The organism is Erythrobacter alti (genome assembly GCF_037996805.1).
Taxonomy (GTDB): Bacteria; Pseudomonadota; Alphaproteobacteria; order Sphingomonadales; family Sphingomonadaceae; genus Alteraurantiacibacter; species Alteraurantiacibacter alti.
The window spans coordinates 269,335-292,636 of sequence record NZ_JBBNAX010000005.1; the positions used below are offsets into that span (position 1 = coordinate 269,335).

The 23,302-nt window shown below is 60.4% G+C and carries 23 protein-coding genes; 8 read left to right on the forward strand and 15 right to left on the reverse strand.

The window, feature by feature from the left end:
- Window positions 1-2 precede the first annotated feature (2 nt).
- From AAC850_RS06725 to AAC850_RS06735, 3 genes are read left to right on the forward strand one after another with little or no spacing between them, the layout of a single operon-like run.
- On the forward strand, window positions 3-614 hold the full coding sequence (locus tag AAC850_RS06725; protein ID WP_340587914.1) for an acyltransferase: 612 nt from the start codon (window positions 3-5) through the stop codon (window positions 612-614).
- 1 nt (window position 615) lies between these two features.
- The gene (locus AAC850_RS06730) at window positions 616-1,851 is read left to right on the forward strand and encodes a glycosyltransferase (RefSeq protein WP_340587915.1); all 1,236 of its coding nucleotides are present in this window, start codon (window positions 616-618) and stop codon (window positions 1,849-1,851) included.
- A 23-nt stretch (window positions 1,852-1,874) separates the two neighbouring features.
- Window positions 1,875-2,693: a sulfotransferase gene (locus AAC850_RS06735; RefSeq protein WP_340588088.1), complete on the forward strand. Its 819-nt coding sequence runs from the start codon at window positions 1,875-1,877 to the stop codon at window positions 2,691-2,693.
- A 21-nt stretch (window positions 2,694-2,714) separates the two neighbouring features.
- On the opposite strand, the gene AAC850_RS06740 is transcribed toward AAC850_RS06735, so the two are convergent.
- From AAC850_RS06740 to sdhC, 11 genes are all read right to left on the reverse strand, one after another.
- Entirely contained in the window at window positions 2,715-3,848 is a 1,134-nt protein-coding gene (locus AAC850_RS06740; RefSeq protein ID WP_340587916.1) for a hypothetical protein, read from the reverse strand.
- 3 nt (window positions 3,849-3,851) lie between these two features.
- Window positions 3,852-6,059 carry a GumC family protein gene (locus AAC850_RS06745; protein WP_340587917.1) on the reverse strand — a complete coding sequence of 736 codons (2,208 nt, stop codon included), beginning with the start codon at window positions 6,057-6,059 and terminating at the stop codon, window positions 3,852-3,854.
- Window positions 6,060-6,065: 6 nt separating this feature from the next.
- Complete coding sequence (locus tag AAC850_RS06750; RefSeq protein WP_340587918.1) at window positions 6,066-6,788, reverse strand: polysaccharide biosynthesis/export family protein; 723 nt, start codon at window positions 6,786-6,788, stop codon at window positions 6,066-6,068.
- Between the two features lie 46 nt (window positions 6,789-6,834).
- The gene (locus tag AAC850_RS06755) at window positions 6,835-8,154 is read right to left on the reverse strand and encodes an O-antigen ligase family protein (RefSeq protein ID WP_340588089.1); all 1,320 of its coding nucleotides are present in this window, start codon (window positions 8,152-8,154) and stop codon (window positions 6,835-6,837) included.
- Between the two features lie 136 nt (window positions 8,155-8,290).
- A complete protein-coding gene (locus AAC850_RS06760; RefSeq protein ID WP_340587919.1) occupies window positions 8,291-8,674 on the reverse strand; it encodes a VanZ family protein in 384 nt (127 codons plus the stop codon).
- Window positions 8,675-8,753: 79 nt separating this feature from the next.
- On the reverse strand, window positions 8,754-10,076 hold the full coding sequence (locus tag AAC850_RS06765) for a M20/M25/M40 family metallo-hydrolase (RefSeq protein WP_340587920.1): 1,323 nt from the start codon (window positions 10,074-10,076) through the stop codon (window positions 8,754-8,756).
- Between the two features lie 88 nt (window positions 10,077-10,164).
- Window positions 10,165-11,007, reverse strand: coding sequence for an SDR family oxidoreductase (locus tag AAC850_RS06770; RefSeq protein WP_340587921.1), 843 nt, complete (start codon window positions 11,005-11,007; stop codon window positions 10,165-10,167).
- Window positions 11,008-11,060: 53 nt separating this feature from the next.
- The gene (locus AAC850_RS06775) at window positions 11,061-11,213 is read right to left on the reverse strand and encodes a hypothetical protein (protein WP_340587922.1); all 153 of its coding nucleotides are present in this window, start codon (window positions 11,211-11,213) and stop codon (window positions 11,061-11,063) included.
- A 573-nt stretch (window positions 11,214-11,786) separates the two neighbouring features.
- Window positions 11,787-13,631, reverse strand: coding sequence for a succinate dehydrogenase flavoprotein subunit (sdhA, locus tag AAC850_RS06780; protein WP_340587923.1), 1,845 nt, complete (start codon window positions 13,629-13,631; stop codon window positions 11,787-11,789).
- A complete protein-coding gene (gene sdhD, locus AAC850_RS06785) occupies window positions 13,631-14,020 on the reverse strand; it encodes a succinate dehydrogenase, hydrophobic membrane anchor protein (protein WP_340587924.1) in 390 nt (129 codons plus the stop codon). The genes sdhA and sdhD overlap by 1 nt, the downstream gene beginning before the upstream one ends.
- 8 nt (window positions 14,021-14,028) lie before the next feature.
- Window positions 14,029-14,409 (reverse strand): succinate dehydrogenase, cytochrome b556 subunit, encoded by a 381-nt coding sequence (gene sdhC, locus AAC850_RS06790; RefSeq protein ID WP_340587925.1) that lies wholly within the window; start codon window positions 14,407-14,409, stop codon window positions 14,029-14,031.
- A 159-nt stretch (window positions 14,410-14,568) separates the two neighbouring features.
- Between sdhC and AAC850_RS06795 the strand changes: the two genes are divergently transcribed.
- The 5 genes from AAC850_RS06795 to AAC850_RS06815 all read left to right on the forward strand — a co-directional run bounded on the left by AAC850_RS06795 (window position 14,569) and on the right by AAC850_RS06815 (window position 18,569).
- Window positions 14,569-15,279, forward strand: a complete 711-nt coding sequence (locus tag AAC850_RS06795) for an SDR family NAD(P)-dependent oxidoreductase (RefSeq protein ID WP_340587926.1) — start codon at window positions 14,569-14,571, stop codon at window positions 15,277-15,279.
- Window positions 15,269-16,213 carry an MBL fold metallo-hydrolase gene (locus AAC850_RS06800; RefSeq protein ID WP_340587927.1) on the forward strand — a complete coding sequence of 315 codons (945 nt, stop codon included), beginning with the start codon at window positions 15,269-15,271 and terminating at the stop codon, window positions 16,211-16,213. Before AAC850_RS06795 ends, AAC850_RS06800 begins: the two co-directional genes overlap by 11 nt.
- Window positions 16,210-17,115 (forward strand): 50S ribosomal protein L11 methyltransferase, encoded by a 906-nt coding sequence (locus AAC850_RS06805; RefSeq protein ID WP_340587928.1) that lies wholly within the window; start codon window positions 16,210-16,212, stop codon window positions 17,113-17,115. The genes AAC850_RS06800 and AAC850_RS06805 overlap by 4 nt, the downstream gene beginning before the upstream one ends.
- On the forward strand, window positions 17,112-17,816 hold the full coding sequence (locus AAC850_RS06810) for a DUF2459 domain-containing protein (protein WP_340587929.1): 705 nt from the start codon (window positions 17,112-17,114) through the stop codon (window positions 17,814-17,816). Before AAC850_RS06805 ends, AAC850_RS06810 begins: the two co-directional genes overlap by 4 nt.
- 81 nt (window positions 17,817-17,897) lie before the next feature.
- Complete coding sequence (locus AAC850_RS06815) at window positions 17,898-18,569, forward strand: SDR family oxidoreductase (protein WP_340587930.1); 672 nt, start codon at window positions 17,898-17,900, stop codon at window positions 18,567-18,569.
- Here AAC850_RS06815 and AAC850_RS06820 read toward each other — a convergent pair whose 3' ends face one another.
- The 4 genes from AAC850_RS06820 to recN are packed head-to-tail and all read right to left on the reverse strand — an operon-like array spanning window position 18,570 to window position 23,171.
- A complete protein-coding gene (locus tag AAC850_RS06820) occupies window positions 18,570-18,749 on the reverse strand; it encodes a glycine zipper domain-containing protein (protein WP_340587932.1) in 180 nt (59 codons plus the stop codon). It lies immediately after the preceding gene.
- Entirely contained in the window at window positions 18,746-20,818 is a 2,073-nt protein-coding gene (ligA, locus tag AAC850_RS06825; RefSeq protein ID WP_340587933.1) for an NAD-dependent DNA ligase LigA, read from the reverse strand. Before ligA ends, AAC850_RS06820 begins: the two co-directional genes overlap by 4 nt.
- Window positions 20,815-21,510: a GNAT family N-acetyltransferase gene (locus AAC850_RS06830; protein ID WP_340587934.1), complete on the reverse strand. Its 696-nt coding sequence runs from the start codon at window positions 21,508-21,510 to the stop codon at window positions 20,815-20,817. The genes ligA and AAC850_RS06830 overlap by 4 nt, the downstream gene beginning before the upstream one ends.
- A complete protein-coding gene (recN, locus tag AAC850_RS06835) occupies window positions 21,507-23,171 on the reverse strand; it encodes a DNA repair protein RecN (RefSeq protein ID WP_340587935.1) in 1,665 nt (554 codons plus the stop codon). The genes AAC850_RS06830 and recN overlap by 4 nt, the downstream gene beginning before the upstream one ends.
- Between the last annotated feature and the right edge of the window lie 131 nt (window positions 23,172-23,302).

Here is a 23,302-nt window from a genome sequence, read left to right on the forward strand (position 1 = left end):
ATATGGCATCGTTGCTGACCGCTATTTCTGCAGGCTTCCAGAAGATTACGATGGCGCTGCGCTGGGCGTGGTACAATTTGCGGGTATTCGTCTGGCATAGCCCAGCACCTGCCGGAACGCGGTTCTACGGGCCAATCCAGTTCAGTCACTTGCCCTGTCGCATCGAGTTGGGACAAGATTGCGTATTGGGCGAGAACCTGCTGCTTGCCCCCGGTCGGAAAGCTGTCATCCAGATTGGTGACGAGACGACCATCAACCGGGGTAGCGTACTGGTCGCTTCGGAGCGCATAACGATCGGCAAGCGTGTGGCGATCGCTGAATATGTTTCGATCCGCGATCAGGAACACATTCACGTTCCCGGGAAGGGCGTGCGCGATCAAGGTTTCTCCATCGATCCGGTAGAGATCGGGGATTTCAGCTGGATCGGCCGGAACACCTACATCGGCCCGGGCACGAAAATCGGTCGTGATTGCATTGTCGGAGCCAACAGTGTCGTGCGCGGCGTATTCCCTGACGGCGTGCTGATTGCAGGTGCTCCGGCTGTCATAAAGAAGCACCTCACGACCGATGACCTGCCGAAGCGAAACGAAGCATCTCCCACTCAAGGAAGCTGAGATGCGTATCGCTGTTCTGACCCGCCAGATTGGCAATTATCATCATGCGCGTTTCACTGCGCTCGCTGAAGCCAGCTTGGATTTTGCGGTCGTATCGCTCGCCAACGAAGGCAATTTTGCAGGCTTCGTCTCGAATGCAGCGACCGATTACGAGGTTTACCGGCTCTACGACAGCAAAGCCGCCTATACCGATGCCGTGAGAGAAGGACGAGCAGCGCGCGACGTGGCGATGGCACTCGATGCAATCGGTGCCGATGTCGTGGCCTTGGCCGGCTGGGCCTGTGCCGAAAGCTTTGCCGGATTGCGCTGGGCTTATGATAATGGTGCTTCCATTGTCATGATGTCAGACAGCCAGGCGGAAGATGCCACAAGGAGCAGTTGGCGCGAGGCGATCAAGCGAAGGATCATTTCCTATTGCGATGCGGGTTTCGTGGCGGGGGAAGCGCACGGTCGCTATCTTGCATCGCTAGGAATGGACAGCGAACGCATCACCATGGGTTACGATGTGGTCGACAATGCGCATTTCGCAACGGGCGCGCAAAGGGCGCGCGAAGCTACCGGCAAAAGCGAATTGCGCGCGAGTCTTGGTCTTCCAGCCCGGCCCTACTTCCTCGCCAGTGGCCGTTTCATCGCGAAAAAAAACCTGCCCCTACTTATCGAAACCTATGCGGAAATAGCTGCCAATTCGGGCGACTGTCCTGACTTGTGCCTGTTAGGCGACGGTGAGCAACGCGACCTGTTGGAAGCTTTGATCCAGAAGCGGGTGCTGGTTGAGAAAGTTCACCTGTTGGGCCTGCGCCCCTATGACGACCTGCCTGCAATTTACGGCCTTGCCGAGGCATTCATCCATCCTGCACTGCACGAGCAGTGGGGCCTTGTCGTCTCCGAAGCAGGCGCTGCCGGACTGCCGCTTGCAGTCTCTCGCACCGCCGGAGCTGCACAATTGGTAGAGGAAGGCGAAAACGGCATATTGTTCGATCCGGCTGATGCGGATGACTTGAAGCGTGCGCTTTCGCAGCTTGCACAAATGAATCCGGATGAGCGCACGAAGTGGGGGCAGCGCAGCGCCGAGATCATGTCGAATTGGGGGCCGGACCGATATGTTGAAGGACTGACACGTGCAGCCGAGTTAGCGAGTAAACAGGTCGGAACGAGGGGAAGGCCCAAAGCAATATCCTGGCTGGACACGGTGCTTATTTCCAGATTGTCACGCAAGATCATCATGGACGTCGCGTGAGTATGCCGACGCAATCAGGCGCAATGCCTTACCAGCCAATCCTTGTCGCATCGCATCCACGCTCGGGCACCCATCTGGTCCTTGACGTGTTACGCCGACAATTTCCTTCAGCGCGCTCAAGTCGCATGTTCGGGAAACCTCTGGACCATCTTTATCTAAATATTGAACGGCTAACCTCGGATGTTCGCGCGTTTTCGGATTCGCTTGCGGAAAAAATTCTCGAAGGCACACCGAAACCCCTGATAAAGACGCACTATCTGGCTGATTTCTCGGAAACCTGGGTGGCCGAAGAGACTGCCCAATTGTCAGACAAATGGCGCGCGGTCGTTACCGGCGCCCGTCGTGTTTATGTGCACCGCGATCCCCGGGAGGTACTGGTTTCCTACAAGCAGTTCCTGTCTCCGCAGCATCCGGATGTAGCAGACCTGTCCTTGGGAGAATTCCTGCGCCGTCCGCATTGGCGCGGGTCGGACACAATGCTCGAATGGTGGGTTCGCCATGTTGAAGGCTGGCTGGCGCAGCCCGGTATTCTGAGCTTGGGCTATCGGGAATTGATCGACGATCCGCACGGTACGCTGGACCGGATCGGTGCTCACATCGGCGAAAGGCCGGATATGCGTGAACCCTATCTTCCCAAAAAGGTAAGCTCGGTCAATCGCTCGCGATTGGGGCGGCTCTTGTCACGCGCACCGGCATCGACAGCGATCATTGCCGACGCGAAGCGCTATCCTGCGCAAAGCTGGAATGAAGCCAGCACGCGTGAAGACGCGCACTATCTGCAGGAAATTGCAGGATCGCTGATGGAGCGATTAGGGTACGACCCGGAACACTACGAACGATAGCCCAATAATTGCGCGCGGCATTTAGCCTGCGGGTCGGAAGTCTATCCTCGTGAGCATCCCCTCGAGCGTATTGCTTTGTTCAAACGTATCAGCGCCAAGAATAAGCCAATGGATCGAGCATTCGCCCGACACCGTGAACCGCGTTTCCTCCGCGCCTTCCCGCCATCTGGGACTCTCTTCACTTTCCGCACAGATGAGCGCGCTCTGGAGGCGCGGCATCACGTTTGAATCGCCGTCGATCTCAAGCAAATAGTTGCCCGGCGAGAGCCGAACCAGCTGCCTGCCGATCGTACCGCTGGTGTTCCCGGCAACAAAGATACGATAGCCGCCAGACTGCGTGACGTTCACCGATTTTCGCGCATCCTGCTCAAATTCCCAGCCTATGGGGGCATATCTTTCATCCGTCCGGTAAGCGAGCCTATCGGCTTCGCCACCTGCCAGTCGCTCCCACATGGCCAGCGCGTCTGCATATTGTTTCTGCCGGACTGCGGCGGCAAGCAAGATCCCGTCGCTTTCGGCGCTGGTGCCTACATCAACGCGCGAGCGCAGGTCGATCAGGCCCTCTACCGCGATAGAATTGCGCGGGGCAAATTTCCAGAAATCACTCGCCCAGGCGGGCCTTCGCGAAAGTGCTTCAGCGAGGCTGGAGCGCATGGCCGGATCGGGTACATATTGCGCCATGGCAGTGACCAGCGGCCCCGCCAGGTCCGGATTGACGAGCGCGAACTGATCCAGCAACGCGAAAGCTGCATCGATGTCACGATCAGCCAGGGCATCCTGCATTCTCAGCACACCAATGTATCGGTTGCGCATTTCCAACTGGCCCGCGAGACGGACAATCTCTCGCCCTGCTCCCTCGCCGCCGTTTTCCTGGGCATCGACCGCCAGCACGAACAGCGCATCAGTCGCGAGTGGTTCGGAAGCGAATGCCCTGCGAGCCAATGCCGGCCCGGGATCCCGAACGCTGAACTGCGGCATGCCGCCCTCAACCTCACCGCTGGCTTCAAGCCTTGCAAGCGCAAAGGTCGCGGTGCGGAATCCGTTCCAGTATTCAGCCGGCGGCATCGGCATCTTGGCGTTGGCCAGCGCCTGCAACACCACTACGGGCGCAAGCGCTGCGACGCCGAGCGCCAGAACCAGGCGCATCAAGCGCATGGCTTACGCGTCCGCTGGACGAGCGACTGCGGGCACTTCGCCATTGTCGTCGCCGTCACCATCCTTGCGGCCATATCCGTAGCCATATCCGTATCCGTAACCGTAGCCGTAGGACGAGTTACGCTCATCGAGCTTGGTGACTATTACGCCAAGCACATTGGCATGGTTCTGTTCAAGGCGGGCAAGCGCATTTTCGATAAAGCGCCACTTGCCGGCGTTCGCCTCAATGGCGAGCAACACGGCATTGACCAGACCGCCGATCAGCGGGGCATCAGCCAGGCCAAGCACCGGCGGTCCATCGATGACGACCAGATCATATTCCTTCTCGACCTCGTCCAGCAATGTGGAGAAGCGGGACCCCGACAGGAGCTCGGCGGCAGAGGCGCTGTTGCGGCCTGCGGCGATGATGTCGAAATTCTCCATCTCCGGCGCTTTCAACATGACCTCGCGCCAATCGGCTTCGCCGCGAAGCACTTGCGAAAGCCCCATGCTCGATTCGAGTGACAGATATGTGCGAAGGACGGAGTTTCGGATATCTGCATCGATAAGCAGGACCCGCTTCTCCTGACGCGCAGCGATTGAAGCAAGTGCAATGGAGCTGGAGCTCTTGCCTTCACCCGGTCGCGAGCTGGTGACCATGACCGATTTTGGCAAGCTGCCGCGATTGAGCGCAGCAACCGACCCGAGAGCGCTGAAATAGGCTTCGTAGACGCCGGTGTATGGCGTGTTTATCTCCTGAACGAGATCCTCTTCCTCGCTCATAGGAATGCTCGCCACGACGGGGAGTCCGAGGCGTTCGGAAACCTCGCGTGGATCGCGCAGGCTCTGGTTTAGCTGTTCGCGGAGGAACACCACACCCGAGGCAACAACAAGGCCAATGACAAGCGAAAGCAGGAGGTTCTGCGTGAGACTTGGCGACCAGGGGCCACCCGGAACACGTGCGCTGTCAACAATGCTGACGTTGTTCTCGCCCACGTCGGCAACTCCGATTTCGCGATACCGCTGAAGGAGCCCGTTATAAAGCTCTCGGTTGGTGTCCACTTCGCGTTGCAAGATGCTGTACTGGACGCTGCGCCCACGCTGGTCCTGGAACTCGGCGCGCAATTCATTGACCCGCGCCTGCAATTGCCGCTCACGCGAAAGGGCCTGCTGGTAACGATCACCCACGCTGCTTTCTGCACGCCGGCTCTCGGTCGCAATCTCGCTTTCGAGTTGCGAAATCTGGGCCGTCAGCGCCTGGATGGGCGGATATTCGTCAGCGAAGCGGGTGCGTAATTCTGCCCGCTGCGTCACAAGCTCGGCACGCTGGTTACGCAGCTGCGAGAGCGCATTCATGGCCTGTTGATCGAGGGAGGCGCTAGGCGCGACGAGAGTACTTTGTGCTGCGATCCTGTCTGCAGTCGCCTGCGCCAAAGCGGCATTAAGCGCCTGCAGGTCGGAGGCGACCAGTGTCTGCGCCGCGGTATCGCCGCTGTTACCTTCAACTGCGGTTTCGATAGTGAAGAGATTGTTCGCGGCACCGTATTCGATCAACTCGCGCTCAGCGGTTTCCAGCCGCTCTCGCAACTCGGCCAACCGTTCTTCAAGAAACTGGCGTGCTTCCACGGTCGAGGCGAACCGTCGATCTAGGTTTGAATCGATGAACTGTTCAGCCCATGCATTGGCGATCTGCATGGAGATTTGCGGATCCGGGCTGATGAAGCTGATATCGACCAGCGAAGAACGATCAACCGGTGTGATGTCGATATTCGCCAGCAATACCGAAGCGATACGGCGCTCAGGCTGGTTTTCCGGCAGGCTGGTCAGTCCGAATGTATCGAGGAAACGCTCGTCCTGCGTCAGGTTCATTTCGCGCACGACACGTTCCGCCAGTGAACGCGCACGCAGCACTTGATACTGTGTCTGGTAATATTGCTGATCGCGCATACGTTCGTCGACAGTTACACCCTCGACATCGACCACCGAATTATCGACACGGCTGATCTCGATCCGCGCGGTCGAACGGTAAAGCGTGGTTTCCAACAGCGTTGCAACGATGCCGATAACCAGACTGGCAGCAACGATCGCGATGATCAGCCAGCGGTTGTTGCGCACCGCCTGCATGACCTGCTCGATGAGCGGGCTCATCGAAAGGCCCTGCATTGTCGCGCCCGTACCTTCGCGCATTTCGGGGCTATCGGCCAGCCGGGCCTGATTGCGTGAATTTTCCATGATCTCTTACCTCGTGGCCCGTTGGATCAACACGAGCGGTGTGAGCACTGAAGACACTATATCGAGGATCGAATCCAAACGGCGGCGTCCTGGAGAATCGCCGACAATCACCACATCACTGGCATAGATTGTTGGATCAGCGTAATTGCCGCGCTGAATTCCCTGTAAATTATAGACACCGATATAGCGATTTTCTCCAACGGTACGAAATACAAGTACCTCGTCGCGTTTGGCATATTCCTCAAGGCCTCCACCCAATGCGACTGCTTCCATCAAGGAGATAGGCGCGGTGATAGGATAGCGACCCGGCCGCGAAACTTCGCCACTTATCGTGAAGAGCTGCTGGCTACGTTCGGTAATGCGAGTGGTCACATCCGGATCGAGCACATAGGTGCCGCGCAACCGCGTCTCGATGTCGAGCGAAAGCTCTTCCGGTGTGCGGCCCATTGCCGGAACCGTTCCGATCAGTGGGAAATCCAGCGAGCCGGTTGCGCCGACTTGCGCGGACCGGGTCAATTCAGGAACGCCGAAAACCTCGATCTGCACCACGTCGAGCGGCCGCAGCAAATTGTATTGCGCATCGGGCATGAAATCGGCCACACCCGGAGCAGGCAACGCAGAGAGTTCCGCAACCGAAACATCAGGCGCGCCGCCCAAAGGCTGGGTTGAGGCACATGCGGCAAGCAGCGGAATGCTGAAAACTGCCGCGAATTTCCGTAATTTGAGCAATGCGAGACCCTTAGCAAATATTGTGAAGTCGCGGATGCGAAATTGCCTATGACTTTGGCTGCGAATGCGCAACCTGTAAGGCTTCGCCGGCCGCATCGGTGGGACGAAACGCGATCGCGAGGCAGTAGACCGCAAATATCATCCCGAGCGGTGTACGAAGCGGATAATCGACCAGACTTCCGACGGCAAACAGCGCCAACAACATCAGTGCCAGCAGCGTCTGGCGGCGCGTTGCGTCATTCCCCGTTTTCTTGCGCAAAACCGATATGGCAGCACGCGCTACCAGCAGGGCGAAAAGCACGAAAATCACCACCGCAGCCACTCCGCCTTCGATAAAGAACTGGATCCAGTCATTATGCGCCTGATTGAGATAGCGCGGCCCCAGCAGTTCTGCCGGCTCGATCACGCGATAAGCCTGCTCGAAGGCGCCAAAACCGGCACCCCAGGGCATGTGATCGCGCAACATCTCCAGGAAATAAGGGAATAGCTGTGTGCGTTGCTCGTCGAGCGGGTCTTTCTCGATCAGCCTGGTGAGCCCGGCAAGCCGGTCTTGCGTGAACAGGGCGACCGCCAGCAAACCGGCGCCCAGCACGGGCAGAACGAGCCAAAGCAAGCGAAGGATCAAGCTTCCCTTGGCTTTGCGAAGCGAGGCGAGCTGGCGGAGCGAGGCAAGCGCGAAGACCAGCACCAGCACCAGCAGGCCAGCGCGCGAGGCATTTACCAGGATGCCGATGACCAGCAGGGCGGCAACCGCCGAACCGCCAATGCGGAAAGGTAATTCGCTCGCCGACCAGTCTTCCTGGAGGCGATCGATTGCTGCGAGAAGTGCCACTCCGCAGAAAATCGCATTGTGGTTGCGATTGGCGAAAAGGCCAACAGCTTCGCCGGCGTTGGTGATGGCATAAAGATAGAGATTGTCCGATTCCGGCAGGACCAGTTGCATGATTCCCATCAACGCACTCAACGCGCCGATACCGACGAAAATCCACAAGGCCTGTCGCCACTCAGACCGCTTCATCCACGCCAGCAGAACCAGGGCGGCAGCCGGTACGGTGAGCGAAGCGAGCGAGTTCCAGGTGCTTGCAGGCGAGAAGGTGACCGGACGCCAGACATCGCCCATCCCTGCGGCCACGCCAATTCTGTAGACAATGTCGCGTCCGGCGAAATCCTGCCAGATTGACGGTGGCAATTTGACAAGCTGGAGCAGCATCGTGAATGCCAGCGCGCCTAGCAGGATCAGCGGCCATTTGACTTCCCGCAGCCTCTCGGTCGGCATCTTCCAGACCACGTAGGCCAATACGAACACACTGGCTGCGCGCAGGAAAGGCAGGCTCTGGACATCGTAGCGTGAGGCACCGCCCAGCATCGCCACGAACAGTGCGAAAATTGCAAAAGCCCTGAAGGCGATGCTCGTTTTCGCAAGCGCGAAAGCAGATGAGTGTCGCGATCGTGCGGGTGCGGATCGGCGTTGGGCTTTGGGCATTATCGTCTATTCGTTCCCGTCACTTGCGATCCTGCGAAGCCGAATCGCTCTCCTCCTCGGAAGACGCATCGTCTCGCGCCATTCGAGCGCGGAGGTAGAGCCAGATGCGGTAATAGACAATGCCAACCGTTGCGGCGAATGCGTCTGTCACGAAGTCGTCCCACTCGCTGTGGCGATTCACATTCATCATGCCTTGCGCCAGTTCGATCCCGCCGCCGAACACCAACAGCAGGATCCAGATGGCAACAAGCGGGACTCGCGGAAAAGCAGCGGGTGTCAGCAGGCCGAGTACCATGAAGGCAACGCCGTGATAACTCGTTCCGCCCAGCCCGCCCATTTCGGGCGGGATCAGCGCGAACCACATGGTCGCGGCGATGCACAGGAACCAGAGTGCGCGGATCATCGGCGGTTGCGGGCCTTCATAGACGTTTCGAATTCGGTTGCAGGCGGCCTATGACGACGGCTTTCTGAACGCGCGCTGTTCAGTTTTCGCGGCGCGGATAGTCCTCGGCCGACAGGCGGCTCATCAGAACCGCGGCGCGCTGGGCCTGCCGGATGATGCTAACGAGATCGACGCTCTCGCCCGGCGCGTGACTGCCGCCGCCGTTTGGGCCCATGCCCGCCAGGCCATCGGTATAGGGCGCAACAAAGCTGATATCGGCAGCGCCGCGCATCGCTGGCGGAAATTCTGCCATTTCGTCCAGTCCCATATCGGCATTGATCGCGTTGAGCCGCGCCAGAAGCGCACGGTTGGCATCGGTGGGTGACATCGGCGGATATTCAAAAACGAATGAGATTTCAGCATCGGTGCCGGGCAGATTGTCATCGACGATGGCCTGCATTGCAGCGGCTACGCGTTCGCTCTGCTCCTGCGAGATCGTGCGCAGATCGCCGCGCGCCACGGCGCTGTCGGGGATGATATTGTTCTTGCCCACGGTGGTGGCCGATTGATTGTCTTCGCCTACTGTTGCCGGAGTTCCGCCCGCCATGAAGCCGACATTGAAGGTGAGGTTTTCCTCGGGCAATTCGCGGCGGAAAGCATCGAGAATGCGCGTCATCTCGTAAATCGCGCCGTAGCCGGCGTAGTCGCTGAATACGCGCGAGGAATGGCCGCTGCGGCCGGTCGTAGTGAGCGTCCAGTTGTTTGAAGACCGCCGCGCCACAACGCCCATGTCGCGTCCGTCGAGCACGCTCAGACCTTCAAACCCCAGCGCAACATCGGCCCAACGCCCGGCCTGGATCAGATGCGCGCGCGATTGCTCGATAGGATCGCCCGCGTCCTCCTCGTCCCCCGTCAGCGCGACAACAATGTTTGCGCCTTCCAGCGTACCCGCCGCCTGCATGGCGCGCAGGGCGGAGAGGATGACGATTATGCCGCCCTTGTTGTCGGTTACGCCGGGACCGATGGCTATGTCACCCTCGCGTGTGAACTGCTGGAATGGGCTGGATGGCTCGAACACCGTGTCGAGATGGCCGATCAGCAGGATGCGCGTGGCATCGGGATCGCCTTCGTGGAAGGCGAAGAGGTGTCCGGCCCGATCGACATGGGCCTGGTCGATGAATTCAGTCGTGAAGCCAAGCTCCGCGAATTCAGGAGCAAGCAAGGCCGCAACTTCGCGCACGCCGTCGTGATTGTGCGAACCTGAGTTGATGTTGGTGATCGCCTCCAGAAGCGCGACATCCTGCTCGAAGCCCGCTTCGACGGTGGAGGTGATGAGGTGTTCCGGGTCGGAGAGCTGAGCTGCTGCGGGCTGCGCGATCAGGGCGGCGGCTGCGAGCGCGGCCGATTTCAGATAATGCGACATAGGCCTAGCATATGCTCCGAGCGTTCCGAGACTGCAACCGAAGGCAAAAGACCGACGAATACCCAATTGGCCCACTATGTTGGCCCGTCTATCCCGCGTCCTTCGCATATGTTTCATCGAGAATCTCCACGAGCCTATCCCGGGAGAAGGAGAAGCGATGTGCGCCATTGATGTCTGCAAGCTTTTGCAGCTGCGCGCGGACCAGTAACTCTGCATCGCTTTCGACATCGACCACAGTGTAACGGCGGCGAGGTTCGGGATCGAATAGCGCGCGAGAGACCGCCTCCGCGACATCGTCTGGTTCGGGGAACTCGGATCTGTCCGCTCCGGGCGGCTCCTCGCCATCAGAGCCAATGCCCATGCGGTCAAAAGCGCTGCGAACGATATCGGAATTGTAATTGCCTGGGACGATAACGCTCACATCCACTCCATCCGGCGCGAGTTGCTCTGCGAGCGAGTCCGTCAAGGCCTCGATTGCGTGCTTGCTCATCGCGTATGCGCAGAGAATTTCCCATGCGATAGTGCCGGATAGTGAGCCGATATTGACGATGCGACCGCGCGAAGCCTTTAGCATTGGCAAAAACGCCTGGATCATGCGCACCGGGCCACCCGCATTCACATCCATCACAAGATCATACTCTTTGATGGGAGTATCAGCGAGAGGGCCGACCGTACCGACCCCGGCATTGTTCACCAGGCCATAAAGTCCTTTGCCGCGCCTCTCCACGGTAGTGACCGCAGCGCGAATCTCTTCCGGCTTTGTCACATCCAGCTTGATCGGGATCACATTGTCCAGCTTGGCCAAGGAATCCAGATCCTCCGCCTTACGCGCGGTCGCAAAAACGCTCTGTCCCTGCTCCGCCAGCAAGCTCACAATAGCTCGCCCGATCCCCTTTGACGCTCCCGTTACGAGAACAGTTTTCTGATCCATTATCGCGCATTCCCCCCCAGCGTCGAAGACACCGAGTACGTTATGCGCTGGCGCTAGTATACCCGCTTCTTCGGCTCGATATACTCCGCATCATCGGTGAGCGTGTATTCGTGGACCGGGCGGTAATCGATCTTCACTTCGCCGCCCCAGAGCTTTGAGCACCTCCGCCCCAGCCGGTGAACCATGCTACAACGTGCTTCGTCCATTCGGCATTCGTTGTCGCGGAACACGGCAGTCGAACTCTACCCTCAACTGTGCCGGAGCAAACTGGTTGAAGCCATCCACAAGCGCTGCAAGATTTCGGTCTGTTCCGGTATGTTTGAGGACGTGAAAGTGCGTGGAATAACCGTAATTCAAGTCGTGCAACCAATGCTGCCACTTTGATGGCGGCTCGAATTGCTCAGGATCGACATCGTATACCAAGTGCTTTTGGTGAAAGTAGAGCGGCCATCTGCCGGAACGAGTTGTGTAGATGGCAGCGCTTCTAATCGCTTCCCATGGAACAAACGAATTCATTGGGCCGTCGTAAATTCCGCCGGACTCTAGGCGGTATAGTATCTCTGGTCGCAACAGACGTCTGAGCCAAATTGCAGCAAACACACCAAAAAGACTTACGCAGAGCCAGCCGATTGCCTTTGCGGCAGAGCTGGATGAACTGCCGCCCCATATTCCGGCAAGAAATAGGCCTAGTGCAACGAAGCCGAGCGAGAGCAACCCAAGGCCGGCCGGTTTCCAGCGTATTGTGCGGACGACGAAAGCTTCCGACATTCAGCGGACCATCAATAAACCCGCTTCTTCGGCTCGATATATTCCGCATCATCGGTGAGGGTGTATTCGTGGACCGGGCGGTAATCGATCTTTACGTCGCCGCCATTGCCGCCCCAGCCGGTGAACCATGCCGCGGTGTGCTTCATCCATTCGGCATCGTTGCGGTCGGGGAAATCTTCGTGGGCGTGGGCGCCGCGCGATTCCTTGCGGTTTTCGGCGGACGACATGGTAACGCAGGCCTGCGCCATCAGATTGTCGAGCTCGAGCGTCTCGATCAGGTCGCTATTCCAGATCAGCGAGCGGTCGTGGACTTTCACGTCCTGCATCCGCTTGTTGATTTCGGTCAGCTGGCTCACGCCCTTGCTCATCAATTCGCTATCGCGGAACACGGCGGCGTGGGCCTGCATCGTCTGCTGCATATCCTTGCGCAGTTCGGCCGTGCTGGTGCTGCCATCGGCGTAGCGGAAGTGATCGAGGCGAGTGAGCGCAAGGTCTGCGCTGTCGGCAGGCAATTCGTCATGGCTCGAATGCGGGGTGATCAGTTCCTTCAGGCGGAAGCCGGTCGCGCGGCCGAACACGACGAGGTCTATCAGCGAGTTCGAGCCGAGGCGGTTCGCGCCATGGACAGATACGCAGGCGGCCTCGCCCACGGCAAACAGGCCGGGGACAACGTGATCGGGGTTGCCATCAGGGCCGATGGTAACGACTTCGCCGTGATAGTTACACGGAATGCCGCCCATGTTGTAATGCACCGTCGGCGTGACAGGCAGCGGTTGGCGGGTCAGGTCTACGCCAGCAAAAATCTTGCCGCTTTCAGTGATGCCGGGAAGTCGCTCTGCCAGAACGGCAGGGTCGATATGGTCGAGGTGCAGGTGAATGTGATCGCCATTCTCGCCAACACCGCGTCCTTCGCGCATTTCCAGCGCCATCGAGCGTGACACGACATCGCGGCTCGCCAGGTCCTTGGCCGATGGAGCGTAGCGTTCCATGAACCGCTCGCCTTCGGAATTGGTCAGATAGCCGCCCTCGCCGCGTGCGCCCTCCGTGATGAGAACGCCCGCACCGTAAATGCCGGTGGGGTGGAACTGGACGAATTCCATGTCCTGCATCGGCAGTCCGGCGCGCAGCACCATGCCGCCACCATCGCCGGTGCAGGTGTGCGCCGAGGTGGCGGTGAAATAGCAACGGCCATAACCGCCCGTCGCCAACACCACGCCATGCGCGCGGAAGCGGTGGATGCTGCCATCGTCGAGACACATGGCAATCACGCCGACGCATTGCTTGCCGTCGGGCGTGTCCTTCATGATCAGGTCGATGGCGAAATATTCGATAAAGAAGTCCGCATCATATTTCAGGCTCTGCTGGTAGAGCGCGTGAAGCATGGCGTGACCGGTACGGTCGGCGGCGGCGCAGGTGCGCTGGACGGGAGGCCCCTCGCCCATGTTCTGCATGTGGCCGCCGAAGGGTCGCTGGTAGATCGTGCCGTCTTCGTTACGGCTGAAAGGCACACCGGCGTGTTCGAGCTCGTACACAGCCTGCGGAGCTTCGCGGGCGAGATATTCAATCGCGTCCTGGTCGCCCAGCCAATCGGCACCCTTCACCGTGTCATACATATGCCACGACCAGTGATCGGGCGTGTTGTTGCCCAGCGATGCCGCAATGCCGCCCTGTGCTGCCACCGTGTGCGAGCGCGTAGGAAAGACCTTGGAGATATTCGCCGTTTTCAAACCGGCTTCAGCAGCACCCATGGTGGCGCGCAGGCCCGAACCGCCAGCGCCTACGACAACCACATCATAAGTATGGTCGATAATCGGGTAAGCGCGGCCATTGATTTCAAAAGTTTCCGTACGGGCCATCAGGATGCTCCAGCGCCAAAGGCAAGGCGCGCGATGCTGAACAGGCCGAAGCCTGCTCCGGCAAATGTCAGAAGATTGAGGATGAGAAGGACGGCAAACTTGCTGCCCGCTTCGTGGACATAGTCCTCGATCAGCACCTGCAAGCCAAGCCGCGCGTGCCAGAAAGTCGTCACCACAAGCAATGCCATCATAAAGGCGGGGATTGGCTCTGCGATCCAGCCGGCGACGGTGGCGTGCTGCAGGTCGGGCAGCATCACCAGCGAGACGAAGAGAAACAGCACCGTCACCAGATTGCCGACGGCGGTGAAGCGTTGCACCAGCCAGTGATGCGGCCCTTCGTGGGCCGAGCCGAGACCGCGCACGCGGCCGATGGAAGTTCCGTTACCCATGGTAAGTCCTAACGCAGCAAGATGTAGGCCCAGACGGCGATGGTCAGCACGATCGGCAAGACCATCGAAATCCACGACCAGTTGCGATTGGTGTCGAGTTCATAACCGGCACCGGTATCCAGCACGAAGTGGCGGATGCCCGATGTAGCATGATTGAAGAAGGCCCAGGTCAGACCGATCAGGATGACATAGCCGAACGGGCTGCCCATCCAGTCGGCGAACTGCGCGTAATAGTCCGGCCCGCTCGCCAAAGCGCCCAACCACCAAAGCAGCGTGAACAGGCCGACGATCGCCAAGCCGTCTCCGGTCACGCGGTGGAGGATCGAAACCGCCATGTGCGGTCCCCATTTCCAGATCGATAGGTGCGGTGATAGCGGGCGATTGGCCATGATAAGTCCCGTTGGATGCAGATATGCGTTCCACTTAGCGGATGATGCGCGTGTGACAAGCGCACCTTTGTCGGTATGCCGCTCTTTTCCGTTGCCGGACCGGGTGTGCGAAGCGCAGCGCTCTTCCACCGCCCGAAATGCACGGCTATGAGGCGAAGCATGACAAACATTCTCGTCACGGGAAGCAGCAGGGGCATCGGCAGGGCGATTTTCGACCAATTGGTGGAGCGCGGCTGCAATGTAATCGGCCATGCAACCAGCGCTACGGACGAACGCACAATTGCTGCCGACTTCGCCGAACCACCCGCTGCGCAGATGCTGTGGCAAGAGGCGCTGTCCCGTCTCAATGGCAAGATCGATGTGCTGATCAACAACGCCGGCCTGTTCGAGCATAACCCGCTCCAGTCGAGCGACATCGAATGGCTCGACCGGTGGGAGGATACGATGCGCATCAATTTGACCAGCGCCGCGCAATTATCGCGTTTCGCCGTCCGCCATTGGCAGGCACGCGGGAAAGGCGGGCGCGTGGTCCACATCGCCAGCCGCGCGGCCTATCGCGGAGACAGCCCGGCGCACTGGCATTATGCCGCTGCCAAGGGCGGGATGGTTGCGATGCACAAGACGATTGCCCGCAGCTATGCCCGCGACAAGGTGCTGAGCTTTGCCATCACACCCGGCTTCACCGATACCAGCATGGCAGGCGATTACCTTGAAAGCCGCGGCGGCGAGGGGCTACTGGCGGACATCCCGCTCGGCCGCGTCGCGCAGCCCGAAGAAATTGCCAACATCGCCACTTTCTGTGCGCTCGATGCGCCGCCCAGCATGACAGGAGCTGTTATCGATGCGAACGGAGCGAGCTTTGTCCGCTAGGTTGGCCGCCCTCGGCGCGCTGGTGACCCTCGTGCTGTCAGCCTGCGTCGCGCCCCAGCCGCCAGCACCGCCTGCTTCTGCCTCTACCGTAGTCGCCGCCCGCGATCTGGCACCGTCGCCCAGCGAATGGACCGAGGCCTGCACCGATTGGGATGAGTGGGAAAAGCGCGCGCAACCGTTCCGCATTCACGGCGACACTTACCACGTCGGCACTTGCGGCATCACCGCATTGCTGGTCGCGGGTCCGGAAGGCCATGTGCTGCTCGACACAGGAACGCGCAACGGCTCGATCGTGGTGCTGGAGAACATTCGCCTCCTCGGGTTTCGGCCCGAGAATGTCGAGGTCCTGCTGACCAGCCACGAACATTTCGATCATGTTGGCGGCGCATGGTGGATATTGCAGAACAGCGGCGCTCGGATCGTTACCTCGCCCGTTGCTGCGCGTGTTATCGAGAGCGGCATCGTCGATCCGCTCGACCCGCAATCATCGATGCATCCGCCCATGCGCGCTGTCGATGGCCAGCTCATCACCGCATTGGTGCCAGGCCAGCCGGTCGATCTGTACGGCACGCGGTTCACGCCCGTCGCCACCCCCGGTCACACGCCCGGAGCGCTGAGTTGGCAGTGGGAAAGCTGCGATGGTGAGGAGTGTCTTGCGATAGTCTACGCCGACAGCCTTAGCCCGGTGAGCGCCGAAGACTTTCGCTTTTCCCGATACCCCGGATATGTGCAGGCCTATCGGGACTCCCTCGCGCGGGTTGCTGCGCTCGATTGCGATATCCTGCTAACACCGCATCCTTCGGCGAGCGGAATGCGCGACAAGCTGTTAGCTGGAGATCTGACCTCGGGCATGGGCTGCGCAGCTTACGCCGCCAATGCGCTCGAACGGCTCGAGATGAGGCTTTCGCTCGAAGCACAGGAGGCCGCACAATGAACTGGAAGCTCTCAGCCATCGCGTCCAAGGCCCGCGTGGAAGACGCTCTGGCGCAACGCGACGAGACGCTCGGCTGGGACGAGACAATTGTTCTGGCCGGATATGAAGTCGACCCGGATGAACCCGATTGCTGGTGCCTAGACGCATATTTGCCGGACAAGCCCAACGATACTCAGCGCAAGGCCGTTCGCTCACTCTTCACCGACAATGCTCCGCGCCTTGTTGCCGAGCAATTGCCTGAAACCGACTGGGTGAGCGAAAGCCAGCGCGGGATCGAGCCGATCCATGCGGGCCGCTTCTACGTCCATACGCCCGATCATGCTCCCAGCAACAATGGCCATCTGCGAAATTTCTGCATTCCGGCCGCGCAAGCGTTTGGCACGGGACATCACGAAACGACCGCCGGATGCCTCGTCATGCTCGATGCCATGCGCTGCGAGGGTACCAATCCGCGCCATGTCGCCGATATCGGGACCGGCACCGGCTTGCTCGCTTTCGCGGCGCTCGAACTTTGGCCCCATGCGGTCGTGACCGCGTCCGACAATGATCCTGTTTGCGAGCCTGCCGTTATCGAAAATGCCCAGCGTAATGGCATCCGCCTCGGCTTCAGGCCCAGTGAAGTCACGATGGTGCTGGCCGACGGGATGGACCACCCGCTGCTGCAGGCTGCCGCACCCTTCGACCTGCTGATTGCTAATATCCTTGCCGGACCGCTGATCGATCTGGCGGATGACTTTGCCGACGCAGTCGCTCCGCGTGGCAGCATTCTGCTTTCCGGCTTGCTTACCCGGCAGGAAGCGCAAGTTCGCGCTGCCTATCGCCGTGTCGGATTCCGTTTGCACCGCCGCCTCACCGCCGGAGACTGGTCAATCCTGTGGCTGCGGCATAGATTCACCGGATGAAGCGCAAACTTGTTCGCGGGTTTTTGGGCGTGGTTGCTGCCCTCGCCCTGGTCGCTATCGGATATCCGGTGGCGGCATGGGTCGGCAGTTCGATCCCGCAGAACAGCGACTGGACCGAGCCCGCAACCGGGGTGGACATCATGGTCGAAACCAATGGCACCCACACCTCCATCATCATGCCCATCTTGAGCGACCACAAGGACTGGCGGGAGACTTTTCCCAGCGCCGCGCGTGCCACTCCTTCGGGCGAGATGCCCACGCATATTGCGATCGGCTATGGCGAGCGCGAGGTGTTCCTCCACGTTCCCACTTGGGGCGACCTGCAAGCCGCTACCGCTCTGCGCATTGCAACTATCGGAGGAGACTCGCTCGTTCGCGTAAGCCACTATGTGCGGCCCGCACCCGGCGAAAATCACCGCCGGCTGCGCATTTCGGAGGATCAGTACGCGGCGCTGGTGCGGGCAATCGAGACCGCGCTGCCCGAAGTGCCGCAGGGCGAATATCGGCGAGAATTGCGCGGCACCTATGCCGACGACGCCTATTATGAAGCACTGGGCGACTATACGATGATCAACAATTGCAACAGCTGGATCGGCGCGCGGCTGGCTGAGGCAGGCATCACGATGGGCGCTTGGACGCCTTTCGCGGGCGGGGTGATGAAATGGATACCCGAGCCAGCGGAAACCGCGACTTCCGGCTGATTATCGCGACGACAATGCGACGGAACCACGCCACCACCCACTCATTCTCTTTGCATCCCCCATGCAAAACGAGAATGATTCATGAGCCAGACCCTCCTCATCACCGGCGCCTCCTCCGGCATCGGCGCAGCGACCGCCCGCGCAGCAGCCAAGGCTGGCTGGAATGTCGCGCTACTCGCGCGCTCCGAAGAAAAACTGGAGGCACTGGCGAACGAGATTGGCTCGTCGGCATTGGCCATCCCCTGCGATGTGACTGACCGCGCATCGCTGGATAATGCCGTGCGTCGTACGGTCGAGAAATTCGGCGCTCTGAACGGCGTTTTCGCAAATGCCGGCAAAGGCTTGAGCAAGCCGGGGGTGGAGAATGGCGATCCGGATGAGTGGCACGAGATGATCCATCTCAACATCCTCGCCGTACTCTACACGGCCCACGCGACCCTGCCCGAATTGAAGAAGACCAAGGGCCATCTCATCGTCACCGGCTCAAAGGCTGGACGCGATCATTTCAAGGGCTCGGTTTACAGCGCATCCAAATGGTTCGTGCACGGATTTGCCGGAAATCTGGCGGAGGAGATGCGCGATTGGCAGGGGCGCTGCACGGTCATTTCGCCGGGCATGGTCGACACGCCATTTTTCGAAGAAGAAAAGCCTACGAAATTGCAGCCTGCGGATGTGGCCGATGCTGTAGTTTTCGCACTGAGCCAGCCAGAGACGTCTGCGGTTCGCGAAATTCACCTGATGCCAAACGACTGATCACTCGTCTTCAGGATTGTCCCCGTCCTGGCCATCGTCGTTTGCGCCCCATTGCAAGGACATCGCTGCGCCGAACGCAACGCCTAGGGCTATTCCGAGGCCCAAGTTGTTGAATGCTGCGCCAAACGCCACTCCAAGCGCGAGACCAATCGCCATACCCTGACCGTGTTTTCGGTTCATCCCGCCTGCTCCACAATTGCCGCCCAACCCGCTTCATCGATCACCTCGATGCCCAATTCCTCGGCCTTCTTGAGCTTGCTGCCCGCGCCCGGCCCGGCGACAAGCAAATCGGTCTTGGCGCTGACCGATCCTGACGCCTTTGCGCCGAGCCGCTCGGCCTGCGCCTTGGCCTCGTCGCGGCTCATCGTTTCGAGCTTGCCGGTGAAGACCACGGTCTTGCCCGCCACCGGGCTATCGACGCTCTCGACTTCGTAGCGAGGCGGGGTGACTTGCGAGAGAATATCTTCCCAGACGGCGACATTGTGCTCCTCGTGAAAGAAGTCGCCCAGCGCCTCGACTACGGCGGAGCCGATGCCGTCGATGTCGGTGATCTCGGCCAAGGCGGCCCCGTCGCCCGATCTGGCCTTCTCCGCTACCTCGCGTAGCGCCGGAAGGTCATGAAAATGCTTGAGTAAATCGCGCGCAGTCACCGCGCCGACATGCCGAATGCCCAGCCCGAACAGCAACCGAGCAGCGTCAGGAGAGCGCTTGTTCTCCACAGAAGCCAACAGATTGTCCACAGACTTGTCCTGCCACCCGTCAAGCGCCAGAATCTCGTCGCGGCGGTCTTTCAGGCGGAAGATATCGGCAGGGCTCTCAAGCCAGCCGAGCGCAAAAAACTGGTCGATAGTCTTCTCGCCCAGCCCCTCGATATCGAGCGCGCCGCGGCTGACGAAATGCTTGAGCCGTTCACTGCGCTGCGCCGGGCAGATCAGCCCGCCGGTGCAGCGCACATCGACCTCGCCTTCTGCCGCAACCGCCTCGCTGCCACACTCCGGGCAATGGTCGGGAAAGTCGAACGCGGGCCGGTCTTCGTCTGCGGTCAAATTCTCGACCACTTGCGGGATCACGTCGCCAGCGCGTTGCACCACTACGCGGTCGCCTGGACGCACACCCAGCCGCGCGATCTCGTCGCGATTGTGCAGCGTGACATTGGTGACGGTGACGCCGCCTACGGTTACTGGGGTAAGCCTGCCAACCGGCGTGAGCTTTCCGGTACGTCCGATCTGGATGTCGATAGCTTCCAAAGTCGTTTGCGCCTGTTCTGCAGGAAACTTGTGCGCCATCGCCCAGCGCGGAGCCTTCGCGACAAAGCCCAGTCGCTGCTGGAAGTCGAGCCGGTCGACCTTGTAGACCACGCCATCGATATCATAGCCAAGATCCGCGCGCTTCTTCTCGATAGCGCGATAATGCGCGAGCATTTCTTCGGCAGACTGCCCGAGAATAAACAGGTCGCTGACCGGCAGGCCCCAGCTTTCGATTGCCCGCATTACCTCGTGCTGCGTTTTTCCCGGAACTGCAGAAGCCGCGCCCCAGCCATGCGCCAGGAAGCGCAGCGGACGCTTGGCCGTTACGCTCGCATCCTTCTGTCGCAGCGATCCGGCAGCAGCGTTTCGCGGATTGGCAAACAGCTTCTCGCCCGCTTCATGCTGCGCAGCATTGAGTGCGGTAAAGGCCTGTTTATCCATATAGACTTCGCCGCGCACTTCGAACACCTCGGGCACGTCGGCACCGCTCAGTTGTTGCGGAATCCCTGCAACATGCGCGACATTGGGCGTGACGTTTTCGCCGACCTGCCCGTCACCGCGCGTTGCCGCCAGCACCAGCTTTCCGGTCTCATAGCGCAGCGAGCAGGACAGCCCGTCGATCTTGTCCTCGGCGGTGAAGGCCACCGTCTCACCCTCGCCCAGCGACAGGAACCGCTTCACCCGCGCGACAAACTCCGCGACCTCCTCGTCCGAGAAAGCATTGTCGAGGCTGAGCATCCGCACTTCATGCGTCACCTTGCCCAGCGGCGAAGCGGCGACATCGTGCCCGACCTGCTTCGATGGCGAGTCCTCGCGCACCAGATGCGGGAATTGCTCCTCCAGCTCGGAATTGCGGCGCACCAGCGCATCATATTCCGCGTCCGAAATTTCGGGCGAATCCTCCGCGTGGTAGAGCTTGTTGTGCTTGGCGATCGCCTTGGCGAGACGCATCAGCTCATTGGCGGCTTCGGCTTCGGTGATGGTGACCGGGTCAGTGCTCATGTTGATGCCAATATCGTGACGTACATGTGACTGCGAGGACGAAATCCGAGGGACTTGTACAGGCCGATCGCAGCTTCGTTACCGTCGTAAGAATGAAGGTAGGATATCAGGCCCCGCGCGCGTTGGCTGGCCATCACCCGCGAGATTAGAAGCCTTGCGTAGCCTTGCCCACGATGATCGGGATGCGTGCAAACGCCGCTAACCTCGGCAAAATCGGCGGACGGACGCATGCGCTCACCCGCCATTGCGACAAGCTTGCCATCGATGCGGATGCCAAAGAATTCACCGTAACGGTGTGTGCCGACTTCCCAAGGCCCCGGTTCGGTTAAACGCGCCAATGCGAACATTTCGCGCGCATCGGCCTCCGTCAAAGGAACAATCTCGTCATCCGCAACAGCGTCAGTTACGTCCTCGCGATCCGCCACGAGCTGTAGCACCTTGGCCGTACGAACAACGCGGGTCCCGGGCGGAGCAGGCCAGACCGCCGGCTCAACCAACCAAAGACGATCGTCAGGCCCTTGCAGGAGCGCCGCAAGTGCATCCTGCGCTTCCCGAGAAGTGTCAAGCGCAGCAGCGAAAGGGCCGTATTCTGGCGATATCCGCTTTGCCGCTCCGTCACCGACGGCAAGGTGCGCTTGTTCGCCAGCAAGCATGTTCCACACCTGCCTGTCCAGTGGTGTGAAGTCGCTCACACCCCCTCCAGCAAACGATCCGCCTGCGCTCTCGCTTCGGGTGTGACCTCAGCCCCGCTCAGCATTCGCGCAATCTCCTCCTGCCGCCCTTCGGCGTCGAGCCGCGCGACCGAAGTCTTGGTCACGGTGCCCTTGGAGGACTTGGCGATCATGTAATGCGTGCCGCCGCGGGCAGCGACCTGCGGGGAGTGGGTCACGGCGAGCAATTGGCCGCCAGATGCCAGCCGCGCCAGTCGTTCACCGATGGCAGAGGCCACCGCGCCGCCGACACCGCGGTCGATCTCGTCGAATATCACCGTGGCCGCCCCGCCCTGCTCGGCCAGCGCCACTTTCAGCGCGAGGATAAAGCGCGAAAGTTCGCCGCCCGAGGCGATCTTGTTAAGCGGTGCAAACTCCGCGCCGGGGTTGGTGGAGATGAGGAATTCCACCCCGTCCATGCCGCTCGGCCCCCAGCGATTTTCAGACAATTGGATCACCGCGGTCTGGAACCGCGCCGCGTCCAGCTTGAGCGGCGCGAGTTCGCCTGCCACAGCCTTGTCCAGTTTAGCACCTGCCTTCACCCGCGCTTCGTGAAGAGCTTCGGCCGCCTTGCGGTAAGCAGCGCCAGCCGCCTGCTCAGCGCGCACCAGATCGGCGAGGTCGGCATCGCCTTGCTCAATGGCGTCGAGCTTGCTGCGGAGTGACGTCATGACAGCAGGCAGCTCATCGACCTGGCAGCCATGCTTGCGGGCCAGCGCGCGCAGTTCGAACAGCCGCGTCTCGATCCGGTCGAGCTCAAGCGGGTCGTGCGTGAGCGCGGCGGCGGCAGCCTCCAGCTTCTCCTCCGCCTCGCCAGCTTCGATCACCGCACGGTCGAGGCTCGCCAGCGCATCTGCCAACAGCGCGTGTTCGGTCGCAATCCGGTCGAGCCTGCGCGCCGCACTGCGCAGCCGGGCGAGCGGAGATTCGCTGCCGTCCCACATCAACCGCAGTTCTTCGAGATCACCTTGCAGCTTCTCTCCCTTCTGCATGTCCGAACGGGCATTGGCGAGCGTCTCTTCCTCACCCTCTTCCGGCTCGATGGATGTCAGTTCGGCAAGATGGGCGAGCAACAAATCCTGATCGGCCTTGGCCTGCTCGATCCCTGAACGCGCATCTTCAAGCGCAACCCGCGCATTCTGCCATTCGGACCATGCGGCATTGACACGTGCAACGTCTGCACCGGCAAAGCGGTCAAGTAGCGCGCGATGGCCACGCGGATTGACGAGGCCGCGATCATCGTGCTGGCCGTGCAGTTCGACCAGCGCGCCCGCCAATTGCCGCAGCAGTGCGACGCTGACCGGCTGGTCGTTCACGAAGGCCTTGGACCCGCCATCGGCCTTCACCCGCCGCCGGATGATAAGCGGCTCTCCCGGCTCGACCTCTACCTCGGCATCAGCAAGTGCATCGCTGATTGCGGAGGGCAATTTCTGGAATTCGAACGTCGCAGTGGCACTTGCCTGGTCCTCGCCGCTGCGCACCAGTGCTGTCTCGGCACGCGCCCCCAATACCAGCCCCAGCGCATCGAGCAGGATCGACTTGCCCGCCCCTGTTTCACCCGTAAGCACGCCAAGGCCCGGTCCGAAGGACAGGTCGAGCGATTCGATCAGCACGATATTGCGGATGGCAAGAGTGGTCAGCATGGCGGGCGCTTTTGCTCAATACGGCTCCACCCGTCGCTGCGCAACGATAGCTCGGCGCGAAACGGTGGAGGTTGAAGGAATTTTAATCACTGTGTGGTGCAATAAGGTCGCAACTACAAAAGGTATCGAAA

Coding starts and splice junctions, on each gene's coding strand:
- AAC850_RS06725 (WP_340587914.1), top strand. CDS start 3: ATGGCATCGTTGCTGACCGCTATTTCTGCAGGCTTCCAGAAGATTACG.
- AAC850_RS06730 (WP_340587915.1), top strand. CDS start 616: ATGCGTATCGCTGTTCTGACCCGCCAGATTGGCAATTATCATCATGCG.
- AAC850_RS06735 (WP_340588088.1), top strand. CDS start 1,875: ATGCCTTACCAGCCAATCCTTGTCGCATCGCATCCACGCTCGGGCACC.
- AAC850_RS06740 (WP_340587916.1), bottom strand. CDS start 3,848: ATGCGCTTGATGCGCCTGGTTCTGGCGCTCGGCGTCGCAGCGCTTGCG.
- AAC850_RS06745 (WP_340587917.1), bottom strand. CDS start 6,059: ATGGAAAATTCACGCAATCAGGCCCGGCTGGCCGATAGCCCCGAAATG.
- AAC850_RS06755 (WP_340588089.1), bottom strand. CDS start 8,154: ATGCTGGGCGGTGCCTCACGCTACGATGTCCAGAGCCTGCCTTTCCTG.
- AAC850_RS06760 (WP_340587919.1), bottom strand. CDS start 8,674: ATGATCCGCGCACTCTGGTTCCTGTGCATCGCCGCGACCATGTGGTTC.
- AAC850_RS06765 (WP_340587920.1), bottom strand. CDS start 10,076: ATGTCGCATTATCTGAAATCGGCCGCGCTCGCAGCCGCCGCCCTGATC.
- AAC850_RS06770 (WP_340587921.1), bottom strand. CDS start 11,007: ATGGATCAGAAAACTGTTCTCGTAACGGGAGCGTCAAAGGGGATCGGG.
- AAC850_RS06775 (WP_340587922.1), bottom strand. CDS start 11,213: ATGGACGAAGCACGTTGTAGCATGGTTCACCGGCTGGGGCGGAGGTGC.
- sdhA (WP_340587923.1), bottom strand. CDS start 13,631: ATGGCCCGTACGGAAACTTTTGAAATCAATGGCCGCGCTTACCCGATT.
- sdhD (WP_340587924.1), bottom strand. CDS start 14,020: ATGGGTAACGGAACTTCCATCGGCCGCGTGCGCGGTCTCGGCTCGGCC.
- sdhC (WP_340587925.1), bottom strand. CDS start 14,409: ATGGCCAATCGCCCGCTATCACCGCACCTATCGATCTGGAAATGGGGA.
- AAC850_RS06795 (WP_340587926.1), top strand. CDS start 14,569: ATGACAAACATTCTCGTCACGGGAAGCAGCAGGGGCATCGGCAGGGCG.
- AAC850_RS06805 (WP_340587928.1), top strand. CDS start 16,210: ATGAACTGGAAGCTCTCAGCCATCGCGTCCAAGGCCCGCGTGGAAGAC.
- AAC850_RS06810 (WP_340587929.1), top strand. CDS start 17,112: ATGAAGCGCAAACTTGTTCGCGGGTTTTTGGGCGTGGTTGCTGCCCTC.
- AAC850_RS06815 (WP_340587930.1), top strand. CDS start 17,898: ATGAGCCAGACCCTCCTCATCACCGGCGCCTCCTCCGGCATCGGCGCA.
- AAC850_RS06820 (WP_340587932.1), bottom strand. CDS start 18,749: ATGAACCGAAAACACGGTCAGGGTATGGCGATTGGTCTCGCGCTTGGA.
- ligA (WP_340587933.1), bottom strand. CDS start 20,818: ATGAGCACTGACCCGGTCACCATCACCGAAGCCGAAGCCGCCAATGAG.
- recN (WP_340587935.1), bottom strand. CDS start 23,171: ATGCTGACCACTCTTGCCATCCGCAATATCGTGCTGATCGAATCGCTC.